This is a genomic window from Cedecea selenatireducens, from assembly GCF_042138895.1.
In the GTDB taxonomy this organism is placed as follows: domain Bacteria; phylum Pseudomonadota; class Gammaproteobacteria; order Enterobacterales; family Enterobacteriaceae; genus Cedecea; species Cedecea selenatireducens.
The window spans coordinates 136,983-156,876 of record NZ_JBHIKW010000009.1 but is presented as its reverse complement, the minus strand read 5'-3'; the positions used below and the strand labels follow the sequence as shown (position 1 = coordinate 156,876).

21 protein-coding genes and 1 riboswitch are annotated in these 19,894 nt (G+C 55.4%); of the genes, 7 read left to right on the top strand and 14 right to left on the bottom strand.

Annotation, left to right across the window (positions count from 1 at the left end):
* Nucleotides 1–2: 2 nt before the first annotated feature.
* The gene (gene moaB, locus ACE38U_RS15845; protein ID WP_176983217.1) at nucleotides 3–515 is read right to left on the bottom strand and encodes a molybdenum cofactor biosynthesis protein B; all 513 of its coding nucleotides are present in this window, start codon (nucleotides 513–515) and stop codon (nucleotides 3–5) included.
* 24 nt (nucleotides 516–539) lie between these two features.
* Nucleotides 540–1,562, bottom strand: a complete 1,023-nt coding sequence (gene moaA, locus ACE38U_RS15840; RefSeq protein ID WP_038474457.1) for a GTP 3',8-cyclase MoaA — start codon at nucleotides 1,560–1,562, stop codon at nucleotides 540–542.
* Nucleotides 1,518–1,652: riboswitch (molybdenum cofactor riboswitch) on the bottom strand. (Overlaps the previous gene by 45 nt.)
* 208 nt (nucleotides 1,653–1,860) lie before the next feature.
* On the opposite strand from moaA, the gene yvcK reads away from it, so the two are divergent.
* The gene (yvcK, locus tag ACE38U_RS15835; RefSeq protein WP_038474458.1) at nucleotides 1,861–2,769 is read left to right on the top strand and encodes a uridine diphosphate-N-acetylglucosamine-binding protein YvcK; all 909 of its coding nucleotides are present in this window, start codon (nucleotides 1,861–1,863) and stop codon (nucleotides 2,767–2,769) included.
* Between the two features lie 10 nt (nucleotides 2,770–2,779).
* Here yvcK and uvrB read toward each other — a convergent pair whose 3' ends face one another.
* Nucleotides 2,780–4,795 carry an excinuclease ABC subunit UvrB gene (gene uvrB, locus ACE38U_RS15830; protein WP_375530100.1) on the bottom strand — a complete coding sequence of 672 codons (2,016 nt, stop codon included), beginning with the start codon at nucleotides 4,793–4,795 and terminating at the stop codon, nucleotides 2,780–2,782.
* A gap of 788 nt (nucleotides 4,796–5,583) precedes the next feature.
* Here uvrB and ACE38U_RS15825 point away from each other — a divergent pair.
* On the top strand, nucleotides 5,584–6,294 hold the full coding sequence (locus ACE38U_RS15825) for an ABC transporter ATP-binding protein (RefSeq protein ID WP_176983219.1): 711 nt from the start codon (nucleotides 5,584–5,586) through the stop codon (nucleotides 6,292–6,294).
* 12 nt (nucleotides 6,295–6,306) lie between these two features.
* Here ACE38U_RS15825 and ACE38U_RS15820 read toward each other — a convergent pair whose 3' ends face one another.
* The 6 genes from ACE38U_RS15820 to bioB form a co-directional block, all read right to left on the bottom strand.
* The gene (locus tag ACE38U_RS15820; RefSeq protein WP_038474467.1) at nucleotides 6,307–6,825 is read right to left on the bottom strand and encodes a helix-turn-helix transcriptional regulator; all 519 of its coding nucleotides are present in this window, start codon (nucleotides 6,823–6,825) and stop codon (nucleotides 6,307–6,309) included.
* A gap of 15 nt (nucleotides 6,826–6,840) precedes the next feature.
* On the bottom strand, nucleotides 6,841–7,101 hold the full coding sequence (locus ACE38U_RS15815) for a hypothetical protein (RefSeq protein WP_071842934.1): 261 nt from the start codon (nucleotides 7,099–7,101) through the stop codon (nucleotides 6,841–6,843).
* A 175-nt stretch (nucleotides 7,102–7,276) separates the two neighbouring features.
* A complete protein-coding gene (bioD, locus tag ACE38U_RS15810) occupies nucleotides 7,277–7,960 on the bottom strand; it encodes a dethiobiotin synthase (RefSeq protein WP_176983220.1) in 684 nt (227 codons plus the stop codon).
* Complete coding sequence (gene bioC / locus ACE38U_RS15805) at nucleotides 7,953–8,711, bottom strand: malonyl-ACP O-methyltransferase BioC (RefSeq protein ID WP_375530099.1); 759 nt, start codon at nucleotides 8,709–8,711, stop codon at nucleotides 7,953–7,955. The genes bioD and bioC overlap by 8 nt, the downstream gene beginning before the upstream one ends.
* Nucleotides 8,695–9,846, bottom strand: coding sequence for an 8-amino-7-oxononanoate synthase (gene bioF / locus ACE38U_RS15800; RefSeq protein WP_038474475.1), 1,152 nt, complete (start codon nucleotides 9,844–9,846; stop codon nucleotides 8,695–8,697). Before bioF ends, bioC begins: the two co-directional genes overlap by 17 nt.
* A complete protein-coding gene (gene bioB, locus ACE38U_RS15795; protein ID WP_038474478.1) occupies nucleotides 9,843–10,883 on the bottom strand; it encodes a biotin synthase BioB in 1,041 nt (346 codons plus the stop codon). Before bioB ends, bioF begins: the two co-directional genes overlap by 4 nt.
* A gap of 89 nt (nucleotides 10,884–10,972) precedes the next feature.
* Here bioB and bioA point away from each other — a divergent pair, with 89 nt between their 5' ends.
* From bioA to ACE38U_RS15780, 3 genes are all read left to right on the top strand, one after another.
* Nucleotides 10,973–12,259, top strand: a complete 1,287-nt coding sequence (gene bioA, locus ACE38U_RS15790) for an adenosylmethionine--8-amino-7-oxononanoate transaminase (RefSeq protein ID WP_038474481.1) — start codon at nucleotides 10,973–10,975, stop codon at nucleotides 12,257–12,259.
* A gap of 164 nt (nucleotides 12,260–12,423) precedes the next feature.
* Complete coding sequence (locus tag ACE38U_RS15785) at nucleotides 12,424–12,663, top strand: hypothetical protein (protein ID WP_038474496.1); 240 nt, start codon at nucleotides 12,424–12,426, stop codon at nucleotides 12,661–12,663.
* A gap of 144 nt (nucleotides 12,664–12,807) precedes the next feature.
* Complete coding sequence (locus ACE38U_RS15780; protein ID WP_375530098.1) at nucleotides 12,808–14,091, top strand: putative acyl-CoA thioester hydrolase; 1,284 nt, start codon at nucleotides 12,808–12,810, stop codon at nucleotides 14,089–14,091.
* 56 nt (nucleotides 14,092–14,147) lie between these two features.
* Here the strand turns inward: ACE38U_RS15780 and pgl are convergent, their stop codons facing one another.
* Nucleotides 14,148–15,146 (bottom strand): 6-phosphogluconolactonase, encoded by a 999-nt coding sequence (gene pgl, locus ACE38U_RS15775; RefSeq protein WP_038474503.1) that lies wholly within the window; start codon nucleotides 15,144–15,146, stop codon nucleotides 14,148–14,150.
* Between the two features lie 129 nt (nucleotides 15,147–15,275).
* Between pgl and ACE38U_RS15770 the strand changes: the two genes are divergently transcribed.
* A complete protein-coding gene (locus tag ACE38U_RS15770; protein WP_375530097.1) occupies nucleotides 15,276–16,106 on the top strand; it encodes a pyridoxal phosphatase in 831 nt (276 codons plus the stop codon).
* Here the strand turns inward: ACE38U_RS15770 and modC are convergent, their stop codons facing one another.
* The 4 genes from modC to ACE38U_RS15750 form a co-directional block, all read right to left on the bottom strand.
* Nucleotides 16,107–17,165 (bottom strand): molybdenum ABC transporter ATP-binding protein ModC, encoded by a 1,059-nt coding sequence (gene modC, locus ACE38U_RS15765; RefSeq protein WP_375530096.1) that lies wholly within the window; start codon nucleotides 17,163–17,165, stop codon nucleotides 16,107–16,109.
* On the bottom strand, nucleotides 17,165–17,857 hold the full coding sequence (modB, locus tag ACE38U_RS15760; RefSeq protein WP_176983228.1) for a molybdate ABC transporter permease subunit: 693 nt from the start codon (nucleotides 17,855–17,857) through the stop codon (nucleotides 17,165–17,167). Before modB ends, modC begins: the two co-directional genes overlap by 1 nt.
* Nucleotides 17,854–18,630: a molybdate ABC transporter substrate-binding protein gene (modA, locus tag ACE38U_RS15755; RefSeq protein ID WP_038474515.1), complete on the bottom strand. Its 777-nt coding sequence runs from the start codon at nucleotides 18,628–18,630 to the stop codon at nucleotides 17,854–17,856. Before modA ends, modB begins: the two co-directional genes overlap by 4 nt.
* A gap of 185 nt (nucleotides 18,631–18,815) precedes the next feature.
* Nucleotides 18,816–18,968 (bottom strand): AcrZ family multidrug efflux pump-associated protein, encoded by a 153-nt coding sequence (locus ACE38U_RS15750; RefSeq protein WP_008456213.1) that lies wholly within the window; start codon nucleotides 18,966–18,968, stop codon nucleotides 18,816–18,818.
* A gap of 128 nt (nucleotides 18,969–19,096) precedes the next feature.
* On the opposite strand from ACE38U_RS15750, the gene modE reads away from it, so the two are divergent.
* Nucleotides 19,097–19,888 (top strand): molybdenum-dependent transcriptional regulator, encoded by a 792-nt coding sequence (gene modE / locus ACE38U_RS15745; protein ID WP_375530095.1) that lies wholly within the window; start codon nucleotides 19,097–19,099, stop codon nucleotides 19,886–19,888.
* The last annotated feature ends 6 nt before the right edge of the window (nucleotides 19,889–19,894 follow it).

The following is a 19,894-nucleotide window of genomic DNA, read 5'->3' as shown; positions in this document are numbered from 1 at the left end:
ACTTACTTCTTAAGATGTGGGTGGAAATTGCAAGGACGCTGGCGGGCATCCAGCTGTACCTGAATGATATTTTCCCAGGCGGTGCGGCAGGCTTTGGTTGAGCCCGGCATAGCGAAAATCAACGTTTTGTTTGCCATACCCGCCACGGCGCGAGACTGCAGCGTAGAGGTTCCAATCTCTTCAAAAGAGAGCATGCGGAACAGTTCCCCGAAACCTTCAACCTCGCGATCGAACAGCGGCAGCAGCGCCTCTGGAGTTTGATCTCCATCCGTAAATCCGGTTCCACCGTTAATCAGCACAACCTGAATTTGCTCATCGGCAATCCACTGCGAAACCACAGCGCGGATGGCATAACGGTTTTCTTTGACGATAGCTTTATCCACCACCAGATGCCCCGCTTCCGTCGCGACTTCCCGCAGATAGTGACCTGAGGTGTCGTCTTCTTCGCCGCGGCGGCTGGACACCGTCAAAATAGCAATTCGTGCCGGGATAAACTCTGCGCTTACCTGACTCATCGATATTCTCCTTTTGGGCAGACTTTAGCCGCCGATATACGACAAATTTTGGGTGATGCCGGTGTTACCGTCATGCAGGAAATGGGTTTGCTTTTTCTGCGCCAGCGCGGAAGCGATACGCCCTTCCAGCTCGCTCTGTTGGGCGTCATCCGCCAGCAGATCTCGTAGCGCAATCCCCTGTTCGCCAAAAAGGCAAAGGTGCAGGTTGCCGACCGAGGAGACGCGCAGCCGGTTACAGCTGGCACAGAAATCTTTCTCGTACGGCATGATGAGCCCGATTTCCCCTTCATAGTCGGGGTGACAGAAGACCTGAGCGGGGCCATCGCTGCGCTGACGAAGCTGGTGAACCCAGCCGCGTTCAAGCAGCTGGTCACGGATGGTTTTGCCGGAGATATGGTGTTTGCGGAAAAGCGTGCCGCCATCGCCGGTTTCCATCAGCTCAATAAAGCGTAGCTGGATAGGGCGAGGTTTGATCCAGGCAAGGAAGGTTTCGAGCTGATTATGGTTTACGTCACGCATCAGCACGGTGTTCACCTTCACACGCTCAAAACCGGCGTTGAAAGCGGCATCAATCCCGTCCATCACCAGGCGGAATTTATCCTGGCCGGTGATGGCATGAAACTGTCGGGCATCGAGGCTGTCGACGCTAACGTTAAGGGCGGTCAGCCCGGCATCACGCCACGCGTTAACGTCCCGAGCCAAGCGATAGCCGTTGGTCGTCACGGCAAGCTGGCGAATAGAGGCGTTTTCACGCACCGCGGCGATGATGTCGGTAAAGTCCCGTCGCAGAGAGGGTTCACCGCCGGTCAGGCGTACTTTTTCCGTCCCCAAAGCCGCAAAAGCCCGGGTGACGCGGCGGATTTCATCGACGTTGAGAAAGCTTTTATTGGCCACACCGTGGGGCTTGTAGCCGTCGGGCAGGCAATAGCTGCAGCGGAAATTGCAGACGTCGGTTATTGATAAGCGCAAGTAATAGAACTTACGCGCAAAAGCATCGGTAAGCTGGGACACTGAGTACACCTTTCCAAATACGGGAGATGCAGTCATTTCTTCCTGCACCCTGGCAACCTCGGGGGCTGCGGCCAGGGCACCTTATCTTGTGACTTAGGTACCAGGGCTTGAGTGTGTGTTACTGCGATAGTAGCGCGACATCTTGCTTCGCGCTATATCAGTTTTCGTTATATAAATCTATACATAACGGAGTTATTGCTTAATTTCGCTACAGAGTACTTAAAAAGATAATTTTTACTTTGACGTGAATCATTATCCACGGAGCAATAATCGTCTTTCTAGCGCTTTTACGCTACCTTAAGCGCCTGTATGCCTCTTAAGGATTATCTTTTCTATGCGTAATCGCACGCTTGCAGATCTCGATCGGGTAGTCGCGCTTGGCGGTGGCCACGGTCTCGGCCGCGTAATGTCATCACTTTCCTCGTTGGGTTCACGTCTGACCGGCATAGTCACCACCACCGATAACGGCGGTTCTACTGGACGTATTCGGCGCTCGGAAGGCGGCATTGCCTGGGGAGATATGCGCAACTGCCTGAACCAGCTGATTACCGAACCAAGCGTGGCGTCGACCATGTTTGAATACCGTTTTAGCGGTAACGGCGAACTTTCAGGGCATAACCTCGGAAACCTGATGTTAAAGGCGTTGGATCACCTTAGCGTGCGCCCTCTGGAGGCCATCAATTTAATTCGTAACCTGCTAAAAGTGGATGCACAGCTGATCCCTATGTCGGAACACCCGGTCGATTTGATGGCGACCGATGACCAGGGCAACACCGTTTATGGCGAAGTCAGCATCGACCAGTTGCTTAACCCACCACAGGATCTGGCGGTTTACCCTAAAGCACCGGCCACGCGTGAGGCCCTTGAGGCCATTGCCGAAGCCGATTTGATCCTGATTGGCCCCGGGAGTTTTTATACCAGCCTGATGCCTATTCTGCTGCTTGAAGAGATGGATCAGGCGTTGCGCCGCACCCCAGCGCCGATGGTGTATATCGGAAATTTGGGCAAAGAGCTTAGCCCTGCCGCGGCCAGCCTTTCACTGCGCCAAAAACTGGAGCTGATGGAACAACATATTGGAAAACGTGTTGTGGATGCCGTGGTAGTTGGCCCCCAGGTCGACGTCAGCGAAGTGAGCGACAGGCTGGTGATTCAGCTGCCGCTGGAAGCCAGTGATATTCGATATCGGCACGACCGCCAGCTGCTGCGAGCCGCTTTAGAAGAAGCGGTGCAGCAGCTCGGCTAAGCCTCACCGCTTACGAAGCGGCGATAAACAGTTCGCGCAGCTTGTGAAGCTGGTCGCGAATCTGCGCCGCTTCTTCAAACTCAAGATTCTGTGCGTGTTCCAGCATCTTCGCTTCAAGCTGGTGTATTTTCTGCTGCAGCGCTTTCGGCGTCATCACGATTTCATCATCTTCAATCACGCTACGCGCTTTGGTTTTAGCCCGCCCTTTGGTCTTCGCCATGCCTTCGCCAAGCTGCAGGACGTCTACCACTCGCTTATTAAGCCCCTGCGGCGTAATACCGTTCTCTTCGTTGTAACGCTGCTGCTTCTCGCGGCGGCGCTCGGTTTCGCCAATCGCCTTCGCCATCGACGGGGTAATTTTGTCGCCGTAGAGAATCGCTTTGCCGTTAATGTTACGCGCCGCGCGACCGATGGTCTGGATAAGCGAACGCTCGGAGCGCAGGAAGCCTTCTTTGTCCGCATCGAGAATCGCCACCAGCGACACTTCCGGCATATCCAGACCTTCTCGCAGAAGGTTTATCCCTACCAGCACGTCAAACTCACCCAGGCGCAAATCGCGGATGATCTCCATACGTTCTACGGTGTCGATATCCGAGTGCAGATAACGGACACGCTCGCCGTGCTCTTCGAGGTATTCGGTCAGGTCTTCCGCCATACGTTTCGTCAACGTTGTCACCAGCACGCGTTCGTTAACGGCCACGCGCTTGCGAATTTCCGAGAGCAAATCATCCACCTGAGTGCCCACGGGACGCACCTCAATCAGCGGATCGAGCAGCCCGGTAGGACGTACAACCTGGTCAACGATGTCCTCGCCGGATTTCTCAAGCTCGTAGTTACCCGGCGTGGCGGAAACGTAGATAGTTTGCGGGGCCAGCGCTTCAAACTCTTCGAATTTTAGCGGGCGGTTATCCAGCGCGGACGGAAGGCGGAAGCCATATTCCACCAGCGTCTCTTTACGCGCACGGTCTCCTCGGTACATCCCGCCAATTTGCGGAATGGTGACGTGGGATTCATCCACCACCAGCAGGCCATCGGCCGGAAGGTAGTCAAAAAGGGTTGGCGGCGGCTCGCCGGGACCACGTCCTGAAAGATACCGAGAGTAGTTTTCGATACCCGAGCAATAGCCCAGTTCGTTCATCATCTCGAGATCAAACTGGGTACGCTGGGCAATACGCTGTTCTTCCAGCAGTTTATTATTGGCGAGCAGAAATTTACGGCGATCGGCCAGCTCAACCTTGATGTCTTCCATCGCCTGCACAATGCGCTCACGCGGCGTAACGTAGTGCGACTTAGGATAGATGGTGAAGCGCTGAATGGTTTGATCGATCTGCCCGGTCAGCGGATCAAACAGCGACAGCCTCTCAACTTCTTCGTCGAACAACTCCACGCGCAGCGCAAGGTCATCCGACTCTGCCGGGAAGATATCCACCACCTCCCCTCTCACGCGGAACGTGCCGCGCTGGAAAGCCTGATCGTTACGCGTGTATTGCAGCTCGGTCAGGCGGCGCAGGATCGAACGCTGGTCGATGATCATGCCCTTCGTCAGGTGAAGCATCATCTTGAGGTACAAATCAGGGTCGCCCAGGCCGTAGATTGCCGACACGGAGGCCACCACGATAACGTCTCTGCGTTCAAGCAGTGCCTTCGTCGCCGACAGACGCATCTGTTCAATGTGCTCGTTTACCGAGGCGTCTTTTTCAATGAAAGTGTCCGAGCTTGGGACATAGGCCTCTGGCTGGTAGTAGTCGTAGTAGGAGACGAAAAACTCAACCGCGTTGTCCGGGAAAAACTCTTTCATCTCGCCATAAAGCTGCGCTGCCAGCGTTTTATTCGGTGCCAGCACCATCGTCGGACGCTGAAGGTCGGCAATAACGTTTGCCACCGTGAAGGTTTTACCCGACCCCGTTACGCCCAGCAGCGTCTGGTGCGCCAGTCCGTTTTCAAGCCCGTCTTTCAGGCGATGGATTGCTTCTGGCTGGTCGCCAGAAGGCTTAAATGCTGAATTCAGTTTGAACGCTTTACTCATGAACGGGCTACCTGATGAAGAAACGACCGGGCCGGAGAGTAATTTTACCCGGCAGCGTGATTTTTGCCAGTAGAAAACTGTATAAAACACCAGTTCTCATTTTTACTACGCCTGCTAACCAATACATTTTGCCGTTTTGTTTGCCCACAATTTCCCCCTTTGCCAGATAAATCTCCAGCCGCCAGCGGTTATCCCCAAATTTTTTCGCCTTTTAACATTTGTCAAGGGAGGTAAGGAAACCACAGGCCCATTGTTTGACAGTTTTATTGCAGCAGTTGATTTTATTTAAGCGATTGAATTTAAGTAGATATTTCATAAAGACCGGTTTCGCGCCAATTTGCCCGCAGGCCGCGCCCGCTCTCGCTTTCATCAAGTTTTCTAACTCTAATGCACAAGGTTATCCACAGGAATAGTGGATAACTGCAGCAAGCCCTTTTGCTTAGCCACTTGGAAAAACCCCTGATCTTTCTGTGCCGGGGTCGAAAAAAAAATTTCGCTAATTTTTTTGCTTCTATTCATTCGATTTCGCTATACCCGGCCACGTTGAGCAAGATCTCGAAATCGAGATATATCCTGAGGTTAAAAGGCGTTTTATTGCACCAAATTCGTTCTTTTTAGCACCTGTCAGGTGCAGCGAAGCGGGAGCCTCTACCTCATCCTCCCCCCGCCCGGGAGACAATACTCAGTTTTATCCTGGAGAGAGGGTCGTTTTCAGGCTTTATCACCAAGCTGGCAAGCTAATTGCAGCATATCCATGGGGAAGCCTCCCCCAACCAAGGAGATGAGCCATGCTGAGCTTACGCGCTGTTAATCAGTTCTACGGTGACAATCACATATTGTGGAATCTTGACCTCGAACTGACGCCGGGCGAATGCACCTGCGTGCTTGGCGCGCCCGGACAGGGGAAAACCACGCTGGTAAACTGCATTACCGGCTACTTGCCCGTACAAAGCGGCAGCATGCTGTGGCAGCAGGCAGGATTGCCACCGGAGGATCTGGTCAATAAGCCCGTTGAGAGCCGCGCCGCGCTTGGTATCAGCTACGTTCCACAGGACAGACGCATCTTTTCCCAACTGAGCGTCGAGGAGAACCTGCAAATCGCGATGATGGCGGGTCACCGGACGCCCCGGGTCATCCCTGCGCTCATTTACGATCTTTTTCCCGAACTCTACAGCCTGCGGCAGGTGAGAAGCGGTGAACTCCAAACGGATTTGCAGCAGCAGTTAGCGCTTGCCAGAGCGCTGGTCTTACAGCCTAAGCTGCTCATACTGGATGAGCCCACTCTGGGCGGAGGCCAGCGCTTCATCACGGAAATGGGCAACCTTATTCGGCGCCTGAACCGCGACTTTGGCCTGACCATTCTGCTGGTTGAACAGCGTCTGTCGTTTATACGTCGTGTAGCAGACAAATTTTGCCTGTTGCACAAAGGCAGAAATGTCGCTCAAGGCAATGTTTCTCAGCTTGATGATAAGCTCGTCGCGGGCTGGCTGGAGCCTTGAACGCTCTCCCTCTTAAAGGTTTTCCAGCCGTGCCTGAAATGCCGGATTCAGAGCGGTTAATGCCCGGCGAAGATTGCACTGGCGGGTCACTTTTGCAACATCCAGCAGCGGCGCAGGTATCGACTTCACGCCGGTGCTATTCATCCAACGTAAAACCGTTTCTAGATTCCACAACGCGGTTTTTCCGTCGTGTATCGGCGTGGGAAACGCTTCGCGGGAAACCATCACTTTTCGAATATACTGCCGGGAAACGCCCAGCAGTTCGGCTACGTCGCTCAGCCCAACTAAATCAGGTGCGGCTTCAACCAGCGAAGCACCTGGAATAATGCGAGAGACGTCCTTTAGCGCGCTCAGCAGTGCATCTTCTGCACCGTTGGCTTGACGGGTGAAGTTCAGGGCGATACGCCCCGTTACGCCTATGCCAATAAGGGCATCATCACAGCCCCCTGCTCCCAGCATGCCAACCCACTGCTCAGGTTCCTTCTGGCTATTGGGCAGGTTAAAAATAAGCGTAAACGTGTATTCCGCCATGATGCGTTCTCCTTGTTAGTGCAGGACGCTGCGGGATGCTATGTTTGCACATCCGTCCACAAGCCTGCGAATTTGCCTGGCATGGTTCTCTGCATTTCGCGGCGTGCTCCACACGCAGCTGATGCAAAACTCTCCGCAGCGGCAGGCTTTATCGTTCCACGGACAATAAAGTTTTCCCCAGCAGTGAGAACCGCCCTCTTTGACCCGCCATCCTTGAAATTCGGCGTAGCTTAATGCCGCTTCTATTTCTTTTTGCGGGTGCCGTTTTCTTGCCATATCTCCTCCGGCTAAAAAATCATCTCATAAAGGTTGTCATATGACAACTCAATTATGAAATACTCTATACTCTTTGCCGGCAGAGAAAAATCTTCGTCTTTGGGGAATGTGTTAAAGCGGGAGCCAGCCCGAGGCGCTGCTGCGAGCGTGGCTTTTGTTGCGTTAGTTTTGCGGCTTATACCGCAATGACGGAGAGATCGAGATAGTGGCCAAGCGAGGTTTCATCGCTGATATCCTCAAGCCAGGGGATCTCCCCCAGCAGAGGTGCCGGGAGCCGCTGCTTGAGCGTGGCCAGATACTCTGCGTGCCTTTTGCCTGCTGGCTGAACGCCGTTTGCGATCCAGCCAACAAGCGGCAGCCCGGCGGCAAGTACGGCCTGTGCCGTGAGCATCGCATGGTTAATACAGCCCAGCTTAACCCCTACCACCAGAATGACCGGCAGCCGTTCACTGATGGCCCACTCGGCAAACGTAGTGGTGTCAGAAAGTGGAGTAAACCAGCCTCCCGCCCCCTCCACCTGAATCCAGTCGGCTTTACCGGTAAGATTTTGCAGGCCTTCAGACATTGCGGAAAAGGTGATGGGACGCTGCTCTTCAGCGCTAATGATGTGCGGAGAAGTAGGTTCAATGAAAGCCAGCGGATTAATTTGCTCATACGGCAGCGCGACCGAACCGTTGCGTTGCAGAGCCAGCGCATCGCTGTTACGGATGCCCTCTGGCGTCATTTCACTGCCAGAGGCTACGGGCTTATAGCCCACTGAACGATACCCGGCTGCGCTGGCCGCCTGTAGCAGCGCACAGCTGGCAACGGTCTTCCCTACTTCAGTATCGGTCCCGGTCACAAACCACTTCTTAATCACGTTCAATCACTCCAAAAATTATCTGCCAACTGAGGGAAAACTGCCCATCTTGCTTTGGCCATGTTTCGCTGAGCCGATTCAACTGCCCACGCGTCATCAGGGTATTTTTTCGGCCTTCATGCAGGTGAGTCGCGCCGACGCCTTTCAGCGAACGCATCGCGCTCATCACGTCGGGAAACTGCTGGCTAACGGTCCGGCAGGTCAATGCGGTTCGCCAGAGACTGCAAGCCTGTTCTATCTCGGTAACGGATAAAAACTGATTAGCGTGCGCCCTTTCATCCACGCCGCGCCAGGCCTGTTGCAGTTCAGGCAGCGAGCCTGCCGCCAGCGTGGTAAACGCAATGCAACCGCCCGGTTTTGCCACGCGATACAACTCGGATAGTCCCTGACGAAGGTCGCTGCACCACTGCACGGCTAGATTACTCCAGACCAGATCGACTTGTTCATTCGCCAACGGAATGGACTCGATATCACCCTCAAGGAATCGGTGCGCCGACCGGGTTTTCTGGCATTGCTCAAGCATCGCTTTGGAAATATCCAGCGCCAGAACATCGCTTCCCTTCTCCCGCCATATACGGCTGTACCAGCCCGTACCACAGCCGGCGTCCAGCACGCTGGATGCACAACGACCATGTAGCCCCTCCAGGAGGTAATCTCCGCAGGTCCGCTGCAAATCGGCAAAGCGTTCGTAGCTGCCTGCTGCCCGGCCAAATGCTGCCGCGACTGAGGCCTTGTCAACCAGCTGCGTCATAAAGCGCCTCCAGCAGGGCATCGATATCGTCTGACGTATGGGCGGCCGTGAGGGTGATACGCAGGCGCGCGCTGCCAGGCGGTACGGTCGGAGGGCGAATAGCCGTTAGCCAGAAGCCCCGCTCCCGCAGTTGAGAAGCGAGATCCAGCGTGCGCTGATTCTCGCCCACAATCAGCGGCTGAATAGCGCTGTTCGAATCTGCAAGCTTCAGGGAGAGCTGCGTGGCCCCCCGTCGAAAGCGCTGAATATTTTCAGTAAGCCGTTCTCTGAGCACATCACCCTGCTGAACCACTTTTAATGCAGTTTGCAATGAGACTGCCTGCGCCGGAGGCATGGCGGTGCTGTAGATCAGATGGCGAGCAAACTGCAGCAGATAATGAGCAGTTTCCTCGTTACACAATACCGCTGCGCCGCTGCCGCCAAAGGCTTTACCAAAGGTGACGACCAGGATGTCTGGTCTGATATTTTGCTGATGGCAGCTGCCGCGGCCTTCGTGACCCACTACGCCAACGCCGTGGGCGTCATCGACCATCAGCCAGCCACCAGCCTGTCGTGTCGCCTGCGCAATATCAGCCAGCGGCGCGCTGTCCCCATCCATGCTGAAAATACCCTCAGTCAGGGTCAGCCGCTCGCCCTCATTCGTTTTTCCAAGCTGCGTAGCAAGTGCATGAACGTCGTTATGATGGAACCTGCGCAGCTGGGCCGGACTTTGCATCGCCGCTTCCATCATCGAGGCATGGCAAAGCTTGTCGGCGATAATCGTGTCCGTTTTTTGCGCCAGCGCGGAGATAGCCGCCTGATTGGCGCTGTAGCCGGAGATAAACAGCAGCGCTCGCTCAAATCCCAGCCACTCGGCAAGCTGTTCTTCAAAAGCCTGATGCGCGCGGCTATAGCCCGTAACATGCCCGGAGCCTCCGCTGCCAACGCCAAACTGCGCGGCACCTTTTTGCCAGGCATCCACAATTTGCGGGTGATGGCTTAGCCCCAGGTAGTCGTTACTGGAGAAGTTGAGATATTCCCGGTCGTTAGCGGTAAAAATACGCCCGTTGCCGAGCGTACTGGCCTGCCGGGTGCGGAAGCTTGCGCTCGCCCGCCGTTCGCTTAAGGCTTCAGAGATTCGCTGCTGCCAGCTCATACCGCCGCCGCGTTGTAGTAACTGTCGGTATCGGCGTTCAGTAGCTGCCCGGCGAGACGTTCCTGCTGCTCGTTATCACCCATTTCGGTGGTGGTTTGCTGCGGGTTAAGCCCCAGCTTACGGAACAGCTGCAGATCCTTGTCCTCTTCCGGGTTTGGCGTCGTCAGCAGTTTGCAGCCGTAGAAGATGGAGTTTGCCCCTGCCATAAAGCACATCGCCTGTGTCTGCTCGCTCATTTGTTCACGGCCTGCTGAAAGGCGCACGTAAGAGGCTGGCATCATGATTCGCGCCACGGCAATGGTACGAATAAAATCAAAGGCATCCACGTCTTCGTTATCCGCCAGCGGCGTCCCCTTCACCTTCACCAGCATGTTGATTGGTACGCTTTCAGGCGGGGTGGGTAAATTGGCTAGCTGCAGCAGCAGGCCGGCGCGGTCGGTGACTGTTTCGCCCAGCCCGACGATGCCGCCGGAGCAGACTTTAATCCCTGCATCACGCACTTTATCGAGGGTATCAAGACGTTCCTGATAGGTTCGCGTGGTGATGATATTGCCGTAGAATTCCGGGGAGGTGTCCAGGTTGTGGTTGTAGTAGTCCAGCCCTGCCGATGCCAGACGCTGCGCCTGTTCATTGGTCAGCGTACCCAGCGTCATGCAGGTTTCCAGCCCCATGGCGCGAACGCCTTGTACCATCTGCTCAAGGTAGGGCATATCTCGCTCATGCGGGTTCTTCCAGGCCGCGCCCATACAAAAACGGGTCGAGCCTGCGTTTTTAGCCTTGCGGGCGGAGTCCAGCACCTGCTCAACTTCCATCAGGCGTTCAGCTTCCAGGCCAGTTTTGTAGCGTGCGCTCTGCGGGCAGTATTTACAGTCTTCCGGGCAGGCACCGGTTTTGATCGACAGTAAGGTACTGACCTGTACCTGCCGCGGATCGAAGTGCTGACGGTGGGTTTGTTGGGCTTCAAACAGCAGATCCAACAAAGGTTTTTGAAATAAAGCAGTGACCTGCGACATTGTCCAGCGTGCGTGGTGAGCCATGGGGCCTCTCCAAAAGGGGTGTTTTAGAAAATCGATTGACGTTATACTCGTAAACCTAAATGTTTTTTAAATGGTTTACAAGTCACCCTATGACTCCTGCTGATTTAGCGTTCGACCAGCGACATATCTGGCACCCTTACACTTCAATGAGTCAGCCGCTGCCGGTTTATCCCGTTGTGGCTGCGACCGGCTGCGAACTGCAGCTGGATGACGGACGCCTGCTCGTCGACGGCATGTCGTCCTGGTGGGCGGCTATCCATGGCTACAATCACCCACGGCTGAATCAGGCGATGAAGGCCCAGATAGACAGCATGTCGCACGTGATGTTTGGCGGAATCACCCACCCGCCTGCCGTTGAGCTTTGCCGCAAGCTGGTGGCGATGACGCCCGCGCCGTTGGAATGCGTGTTTCTGGCCGATTCCGGTTCAGTGGCCGTCGAGGTCGCCATGAAAATGGCGCTGCAGTACTGGCATGCAAAAGGCCAGCCGCGCCAGCGCTTCCTGACCTTCCGGAACGGCTATCACGGCGATACTTTTGGCGCGATGTCGGTCTGCGATCCCGATAACTCTATGCATAGCCTGTGGCAGGGCTATTTGCCTGAACATCTGTTTGCTCCGGCTCCGCAATGTAGGTTTGGCGATGAGTGGAACGAGATGGACATGGTTCCGTTTGCACGCCTGATGGCCGCACATCGGGAAGAGATTGCTGCGATTATTCTGGAGCCGGTGGTGCAGGGAGCCGGGGGAATGCGTTTCTACCATCCTGAATGGCTACGTCGCATCCGCCGTATGTGCGATAGGGAAGGAATCTTGCTGATTGCCGATGAAATCGCAACGGGCTTTGGCCGCACCGGGAAGCTGTTTGCCTGTGACCACGCGGGTATTTCACCGGACATTATGTGTCTGGGCAAAGCATTGACCGGCGGCACCATGACGCTCTCCGCTACGCTTGCCACCCGTCACGTTGCGGAAACCATCAGCGACGGTGAAGCCGGATGCTTTATGCATGGCCCAACGTTTATGGGGAACCCTCTGGCCTGCGCCGTTGCCGGCGAAAGCCTGGCGCTGCTGGCAGAGGGAGACTGGCAGCAGCAGGTTCCGGCCATTGAGCATCAGCTTCGGGAAGGCTTGCTGCCGCTCGCCGCAAGTGAGCACGTTGCCGACGTCCGCGTTTTGGGCGCAATAGGCGTTGTAGAAACACACAGGCCTGTCGATATGGCGGCGTTACAGCGTTTCTTTGTCGAACAGGGCGTCTGGATCCGTCCGTTTGGCCGCCTGATTTACCTGATGCCACCTTATGTCATCAGCCCTGCGCAGTTGGATAAATTGATTTCTGCCGTTGCAACAGCGGTGGAAGACCCTGCGTTTTTTAGTTAGCTCCTGCCTCAACCACGCCGGTATCGCTTGCCGGCGGGTTCTTCTTACTCGCTAACCTGTTTCTGAAATTAATTTACACAAATAAATCCAGTTAAGTTATTAATCCCTTCCCGCCTCGCTGCCGATTAACGTTTCACCAGTTTCACATCACAGAGAGACAGAAAATGAAGAGAATCGTTGTGCTCAGCTTCTGCCTGATGGCAGGCAATGCCTTTGCCGACACGGGGTCGCCACAGCTAAAATCGGAATCGCAGTCGGTGATTCGCCAGGCGGGTTATCAATGCGATACCGTGAACAGCGTTTATCCTGCGGCATTTGGCGGCTCACTCACCGTCTCCTGCGACAGTGACCACAAATATATTATTCGCAAGAAAGACGGCCAGTACACCGTAGAAAAAGATTAACCACGCCCTTTTCATCATCGGATAATGCCCTCTTCCCTCTTTCTGAAGCCGATTTGCACAAATCGGCTTCCCGTTTCGCTCAACTTAGTATAAAAAGCAGGTTTTGAAATAACCCTCTATTCCACCGTACAGCAAGGAGCAACCTTGAACACATTATCGGTTTCTCGTCGCGCCGCAGCCCTGGCTTTCGCCGTGGCGCTGAGTGCATGTAGCTCAACCCCACCCCAGGACAAACCGTCTACTCAGGTGGCGCCGGGAACCCAGTCCCGCCCGATCCTGGCGGCTGACGAAGCGCAGAATTTTGTGGCTGCACGCTACTTCACGTCAATGAATCCAAATGAAGCCGCGTGGACGCCATCCTCGATTCGTACTCCTCAGCAACCTGATTTCGTGGTTGGCCCTGCTGGCACAGCCGGGGTAACCCACACGTCAATTCAGGCCGCCGTCGATGCAGCGATTATCAAGCACAGCAGCTCCCGACTTTATATCGCCATTATGCCGGGTGAATATGAAGGTACCGTGTATATTCCGGCCGCCTCCGGGAGCGTAACGCTGTACGGGACTTCAGGTAATGCAGACGATGTTAAAATTGGCCTGACGCTGGACTCCGAAACCGACCCGGTAACGTGGCGCCGCACCGTTAACCCGGCGGGTAAATACATGCCTGGGAAACCGGCATGGTACATGTTTGACAGCTGCCAGAGCCGCCGTAGCGCGACCGTTGGCGTGATGTGTTCCGCCGCCGTTTGGTCGCAAAATAATGGTCTGCAGCTGCAGAACCTGACTATCCAGAACACCCTGGGTGACAGCGTGGATGCCGGTAACCACCAGGCCGTGGCGTTGCGCAGCGATGGCGACAAAGTACAGTTGAACAACGTTCACCTGCTGGGCCGTCAGAATACCTTCTTCGTCACCAACAGCGACGTTCAGAACCGCATGCTGACCAACCGTCAGCCACGCACGCTGGTAACCAACAGCTACATCGAAGGGGATGTGGACGTGGTCGCAGGCCGTGGTGCTGTCGTGTTCGATAACACCGATTTCCGCCTGGTGAACAGCCGCACTAAAGAAGGTTCCGTGTTCGCGCCAGCCACTCTGCCGAACATCTACTACGGCTTCCTGGCAATCAACAGCCGCTTTACCGCAGCCGGTGACGCTCAGCTGGGTCGCTCCTGGGATTTAGCCGGCAGCGAAAACGGCCAGACTGCAAATGGTCAGGTTGTTATCCGCGACAGCGTGATCAATGAAGGCTTCAACACGGCTAAACCGTGGGGCGATGCGCTGGAGTCTAAGCGTCCGTTCGCGGGCAACGTTGGCACCAAAGACGACAAAGGCAGCATCAAGCGCGACCTGAATGATCCAGGCTTCAACCGCATGTGGGAGTTCAACAATCGCGGTTTAGGTAGCCCGGTCGTCGAAGAGAAGTAATTCCCGAACGCTAAATAAAAAACCTCGCCGAAGCGAGGTTTTTTTATGCCTGAAAATCAGTGCGCGAGAATCGCTACCCACATTGGGCCCTGTCCCACCGCATAGCGGCCTTTCTCTTCCAGCAGCCCCTGCTCACCGTTAATTTTATAGACGGCGGCATGATGGGATTTCTGCCCCACGGCAACCAGATATTTACCGCTGTGATCGACGTTAAAGCCGCGAGGCTGCTCTTCCGTTGGCTGGTAGCCTTCGATGTTCAGCACGCTGCCGTCTTCGGAAACGCTGAACGCGGTGATAATGCTGGCGGTGCGGTCACAGGCATACAGGTGGCGACCATCCGGCGTGATATGGATATCCGCGGCCCAACGGGTGCCGGAGAAGCCCGGCGGCATAAAGTCCAGCGTCTGCACGCATTCGATTTTGCCGTGCGGGTCGCGCAGTTCCCAGACGTCAACGGTGCTATTCAGTTCGTTGACGCAGTAAGCATATTGCTGGTTCGGGTGAAACGCCATATGGCGAGGACCAGCACCTTCTACGGTGGTCACGTCAGCAGGCGTTTGTGCCACCAGCTTGCCGTCGTCGGACAGCGTGAACAGGCAAATACGATCCTGCTTCAGGGCCGGCGTCCAGAGCGTGCGGTTATCCGGGGAGATATTTGCCGAGTGGCAGCCATCCAGCCCGTCGACCACGTCAACGGTTTCACCCGGCAGGCCATCATTTTCCAGGCTTATCACCGCCACGTTTGCGGCGTTGTATGAAGCGCTGAACAGGAAGCGACCTTTACGGTCGGTAGAAATGTGGGTTGGGCTGCCCGGCAGCGGGGCCACGCCAGCCTCCGTCAGGGAACCATCATCCGGCGTAATACGATAGGCGATGACGCGAAACTCAGGGCGCACGCCAACGTACAGAAAGCGTTTGTCCGGGCTGATGACCATCGGCTGAACCTGCCCAGGGGCATCGACGACCTGTACAAGGGTCATTTCACCACTGGCGTGCAGCGTCCAGACGTGGATCTGCTGGCTTTCCGGGCTGGCGGTATAGACTGTCTGTTTCATGACTTAACTTTCCTCCTGACGTCGTAAGTAAGCATCATAAGGCTGGCTCACGGTCGCGGGCTATTTTGCGCTACGGCGTGAGCGGTGTACCATCGGAACGAACCTTATGAATAATGACTGGAACCCTAAATGAGTTATCGCGTAATTGCTCTCGATCTCGATGGCACCCTGCTGACACCGCAAAAAACCATTCTTCCGGAATCTATTACGGCCCTTCAGCACGCCCGCGAAGCCGGCGCGAAAGTGGTTATCGTAACGGGTCGCCATCATGTCGCCATACATCCTTTTTATCAGGCACTGGCTCTGGATACACCTGCAATTTGCTGTAATGGCACTTACTTGTATGATTATCATGCAGAAAAGGTTCTGGCGTCCGATCCTCTTCGCCCGGAACAGGCCGCTCAAATGGTAGATTTGCTCACCGCGCACCGGGTGCATGGCCTGATGTACGTAGACGATGCGATGCTTTATCTGGAAAGCTCGGAGCATGTGAAAGCCCACGTTGCCCGTACCCAGAATTGGGCGCAATCATTACCTGAAAATCAGCGTCCGGTTTTCCGCAGCGTGCCTTCATTGAAAGAAGCCGCGCAGGAGGTGAAGTCCATCTGGAAATTCGCCCTGACTGACTCAGACATTCCCAAACTCAAGCAGTTTACCTCTGAAGTAGAACGCGAGCTGGATCTGTCCTGCGAATGGTCCTGGCACGATCAGGTTGACGTCGCTCAGCGGGGCAACAGCAAAGGCGCACGCCTGGCACAGTGGGTGAAGTCTCAGGGAATGTCGATGGATCAGGTGATTGCGTTTGGCGATAACTATAACGATCTGAGCATGCTGGAAAGCGCCGGGATGGGCGTCGCGATGGGGAATGCGGACGAGGCGATAAAATCGCGTGCCGATATGACCATCGGCACCAATCTCGAAACCGGCATCGCCGAAACGCTGTACAAGTACGTGCTGTGATCAGGCCGTAATCGACACGCTTTTCACCTGCGCATACAGCCACTGACCGGGCTTCACCGCCAGTTCATCCCGGGCCCAGGGGCTGATGCGCGCCCACAGCGTGCGGGAACCCACCTCGAGCTGAACCTCCACCTGCCCTTCGTCATCAAAGCACTGGGCGACCCTGGCCCGCAGCACATTACGAATACTGCTGTTCACCGGCGGCTGAAGCACCAGGGAGACGTCCGAAGCCTGAATGCGAATACGCAGCGGGGCCTGCACCGGCTTGTCGATTTTATTCACCCAAAGATGCTGATCGCCGAGGGCGAGCGCCGTCATGGCGTAGTGGGGATGGTGTTCCAGCACGGTGACTTTCAGCACGCTGCTTTGCTGTTCCTTAGGCAGCCACGGATGCATCACGCTGCTGCCCCAAACCTCTTCAAGATTCCCGAACGCCTTCACGTTTCCCGCATCCAGCACCAGTACTTTGTCCGCCAGATGTAAAATCTCCTCCAGCGAATGGCTCACGTACAGCATCGGAATATTAATCTCACGCGCCAGAAGCTGGAGATAAGGCAGCAGCTCGCGTTTGCGTGGGATGTCCAGCGAGGCCAGCGGCTCATCCAGCAGCAATAGCTCTGGCGCGGTTAACAGCGCGCGGCCAATGGCAACTCGCTGCTTTTCGCCCCCGGACAGGCTCCACGGGAAACGTTCCAGCAAATCTTCGATGCCGAGCAGTGCCACCAGCTTGTCGAACTGGCCAGCCATGCTTTTTGCCATGCCATATTTTAGATTGCCGCGAACACGGTAGTGCGGAAACAGTCGCGCATCCTGGAATACGTAGCCAACGCGGCGTTTTTCCGGCGGCAGATACAGCTTTTTGTCCGCGTCGGTTAGCACACGATTGTTGAGGACTATCCGCCCCTGCTCCAGCCGGGTCAGGCCGCTAATCGCATTGATTAATGACGTTTTTCCCGCGCCCGACACGCCGAAAACGGCGGTGATGCCCTGGCCCGGTAGGGTTTCATTAATTTCCAGCCGATGCGTGCCAAGCGTTTGAATAAAGTTAAGCTCCAGCATCAGCTTGCTCCCATGCGTTTACGGCTTACTCGCGCCAGCCATTCAGCCACCAGCAGCGAAGCCATCGCCAGCGCAATGGCAATCAGGCACAAACGCGCGGCTGCGCTTTCCCCGCCGGGCGTCTGAATCAGGGTATACATCGCCGAAGGCAGCGTCCGTGTTTCACCGGGAATATTGGAAACGAAGGTGATCGTCGCGCCGAACTCGCCGAGTGAACGGGCAAATGCCAGCACGGTACCGGCAATAATACCCGGCAGCGTTAACGGTAAAGTGATAGTGCAGAAGACACGCCAGCGCCCTGCGCCCAGCGTTCTTGCCGCCTGTTCAAGGCGGATATCAACGCCTTCGAGCGCCAGGCGAATCGCACGAACCATCAGCGGGAACGACATGACCGCCGCCGCCAGCACCGCGCCACGCCAGCTAAAGGCAAAGGTAATGCCAAACCAGTCATACAGCCAGGCGCCGATAAACCCGCGGCGGCCAAAGGCCACTAATAACAGATAGCCCACCACCACCGGCGGCAGGACTAAGGGAAGATGAATCAGGCTGTCGAGCAAGGCTTTGCCCGGGAAACGGCAACGCACCAGTACCCAGGCAAAGAAGATCCCGATGGGAAGGCTAAACAGTACCGCAATGGATGAGACTTTTAGGCTCAGCAGTACCGCCTGCCATTCGGGATCGCTCAATATCATTGTTTCGTCGTAAATCCGTATTTTTGGAAGACTTTCGCCGCTTCCGGTCCTTTCAGATAGCTATAGAACGCGGTCACTGACGGGTTATCGTGGCCTTTAACGATCGCAATCGGGTATTCCACCTTTTTGTGGGAATCTTCAGGGAAGGTGCCCACAACTTTCACGCCTTTTCCGGCCACGGCATCAGAGCCGTAAACAATACCCAGCGGGGCTTCGTCACGCTGAACAAGAGCCAGCGCACCGCGAACGTCTTCGGCCGGAGCAAGTTTACTGGATAAAGTGTCCCACGCGCCCAGTTTTTGCAGCGCTTCTTTGGCGTAAATCCCCGCTGGCACGTGGTCAGGATCGCCCACCGCCAGACGACCGCCTTTTAGCAACGATGCCCAGTCAGTTTTCGCATCAATGGCAATGTCGCCCTGCTTGCTGGCAGTCGGGGCTACCACCACCAGGCTGTTGCCCAGCAGCGTTTCACGGGTATCCGTTTTGATGGTGTCTTTCTCAACAGCATAATCCATCCATTTCTGATCGGCAGAAATAAACAGATCGGCAGGCGCCCCGGCTTCAATCTGGCGAGCCAGAGTAGAAGACGAAGCAAAAGAAGAGGCAATCTCAACCTTCTTCTCTGTCTGATATTGCGCCGCAATATCCTGCATCGCATTGGTTAACGACGCCGCCGCGAAGACGGTAATTTTGTTTCCTTCAGCCAGCGCCTGGCCTGCCAGAGAAACCGATAAAGCCGCGCCCAGGGCGAGGCGAACCCAACGTTGATTCATGTTTTCACTCCGTTTGTTTCGTTATGTAAGCTGAAATATAACGATTGCAATGCGGAAGATACAGAATTTATCGGCAGAAAGGAGAAGGGCTTTAAGGTTCTTGACGGAGATCAACAGAAAGGCGGCGAGTGCGGGGCTAAGGCGGCAGAAAGAGAAAACCCGGCGAATGCCGGGCTTTCAGGGAATCAGTGATGCTGTTTCGGCTGTTGGTCGCGATGACCGACTTTTGAAAAGACGTTAAACACTTCACCCAATCCATAGATGAGACCCAGGATCACTGCCATCACAACCGGCACCATGACCACGGCAAACACCAGGCTTTTCAATAACTCGAACATAGTTGCCTCCGGCAAAAGCGAGAATGATTATTCTAGCGGCAGTTGAGAAAAACGCACTCTCCTTTTGTGCCATTTGCCCGGATCGGCACAATAGAGGAAAATAAGGGTTTTTCTGGCACGGAGAGACCATGCAAGCTGAAATTTTGTTAACGCTGAAACTCCAGCAGCGGCTGTTCGCCGACCCGCGACGCATCGCGCTGCTCAAGCAAATTCACCATACAGGCTCTATTAGCCAGGGGGCGAAACTGGCGGGAATCAGCTACAAAAGCGCCTGGGATGCGATTAACGAAATGAACCAGCTGGCAGAATCAAGCCTGGTCGACCGTGCTACGGGCGGCAAAGGCGGCGGCGGCGCGGTCCTCACCCGCTACGGTGAGCGTCTTATTCAGCTCTACGACCTGCTGGCGCAAATTCAGCAAAAAGCGTTTGACGTTTTGCAGGATGATGCCCTGCCGCTGGACAGCCTGCTTGCCGCCATTTCCCGCTTTTCACTGCAAACCAGCGCCCGCAACCAGCTGTTCGGTACCGTGCTCAAACGCGATGACGAGCAGGTTCAGCAGCACGTTGATATTCTGCTGGCGGACGGTGAAACGCGCCTGAAAGCGGCCATTACGCGCCAGAGTGCGGAGCGACTTGGGCTGGACGAAGGCAAAGAAGTTCTGGTGCTGATTAAAGCGCCGTGGATAGACATCGCCGCGGATGCCAGTGCGGCAGGAAATGCAGATAACCAGCTGCCGGGCAAAATCAGCAGCATTGAGCAGGGTAAAGAGCAAACCGAAGTCCTGGTTCAGCTTGCCGACGGCCAGACGCTTTGTGCGACCCTGCCGAATCTCCACGTCGAGCAGCAGGCGCTGGCGGAAGGTGCTGAGGTCACAGCATATTTCAATGCAGATCGGGTGATCGTCGCCACACTCTGCTAAAAGCAG

What these genes read in the sequence shown, in the direction of transcription:
- moaB (WP_176983217.1), bottom strand. Translation starts at nt 515, where the DNA reads ATGAGTCAGGTAAGCGCAGAGTTTATCCCGGCACGAATTGCTATTTTG.
- moaA (WP_038474457.1), bottom strand. Translation starts at nt 1,562, where the DNA reads ATGACTGCATCTCCCGTATTTGGAAAGGTGTACTCAGTGTCCCAGCTT.
- yvcK (WP_038474458.1), top strand. Translation starts at nt 1,861, where the DNA reads ATGCGTAATCGCACGCTTGCAGATCTCGATCGGGTAGTCGCGCTTGGC.
- uvrB (WP_375530100.1), bottom strand. Translation starts at nt 4,795, where the DNA reads ATGAGTAAAGCGTTCAAACTGAATTCAGCATTTAAGCCTTCTGGCGAC.
- ACE38U_RS15825 (WP_176983219.1), top strand. Translation starts at nt 5,584, where the DNA reads ATGCTGAGCTTACGCGCTGTTAATCAGTTCTACGGTGACAATCACATA.
- ACE38U_RS15820 (WP_038474467.1), bottom strand. Translation starts at nt 6,825, where the DNA reads ATGGCGGAATACACGTTTACGCTTATTTTTAACCTGCCCAATAGCCAG.
- ACE38U_RS15815 (WP_071842934.1), bottom strand. Translation starts at nt 7,101, where the DNA reads ATGGCAAGAAAACGGCACCCGCAAAAAGAAATAGAAGCGGCATTAAGC.
- bioC (WP_375530099.1), bottom strand. Translation starts at nt 8,711, where the DNA reads ATGACGCAGCTGGTTGACAAGGCCTCAGTCGCGGCAGCATTTGGCCGG.
- bioF (WP_038474475.1), bottom strand. Translation starts at nt 9,846, where the DNA reads ATGAGCTGGCAGCAGCGAATCTCTGAAGCCTTAAGCGAACGGCGGGCG.
- bioB (WP_038474478.1), bottom strand. Translation starts at nt 10,883, where the DNA reads ATGGCTCACCACGCACGCTGGACAATGTCGCAGGTCACTGCTTTATTT.
- bioA (WP_038474481.1), top strand. Translation starts at nt 10,973, where the DNA reads ATGACTCCTGCTGATTTAGCGTTCGACCAGCGACATATCTGGCACCCT.
- ACE38U_RS15785 (WP_038474496.1), top strand. Translation starts at nt 12,424, where the DNA reads ATGAAGAGAATCGTTGTGCTCAGCTTCTGCCTGATGGCAGGCAATGCC.
- pgl (WP_038474503.1), bottom strand. Translation starts at nt 15,146, where the DNA reads ATGAAACAGACAGTCTATACCGCCAGCCCGGAAAGCCAGCAGATCCAC.
- ACE38U_RS15770 (WP_375530097.1), top strand. Translation starts at nt 15,276, where the DNA reads ATGAGTTATCGCGTAATTGCTCTCGATCTCGATGGCACCCTGCTGACA.
- modC (WP_375530096.1), bottom strand. Translation starts at nt 17,165, where the DNA reads ATGCTGGAGCTTAACTTTATTCAAACGCTTGGCACGCATCGGCTGGAA.
- modB (WP_176983228.1), bottom strand. Translation starts at nt 17,857, where the DNA reads ATGATATTGAGCGATCCCGAATGGCAGGCGGTACTGCTGAGCCTAAAA.
- modA (WP_038474515.1), bottom strand. Translation starts at nt 18,630, where the DNA reads ATGAATCAACGTTGGGTTCGCCTCGCCCTGGGCGCGGCTTTATCGGTT.
- ACE38U_RS15750 (WP_008456213.1), bottom strand. Translation starts at nt 18,968, where the DNA reads ATGTTCGAGTTATTGAAAAGCCTGGTGTTTGCCGTGGTCATGGTGCCG.
- modE (WP_375530095.1), top strand. Translation starts at nt 19,097, where the DNA reads ATGCAAGCTGAAATTTTGTTAACGCTGAAACTCCAGCAGCGGCTGTTC.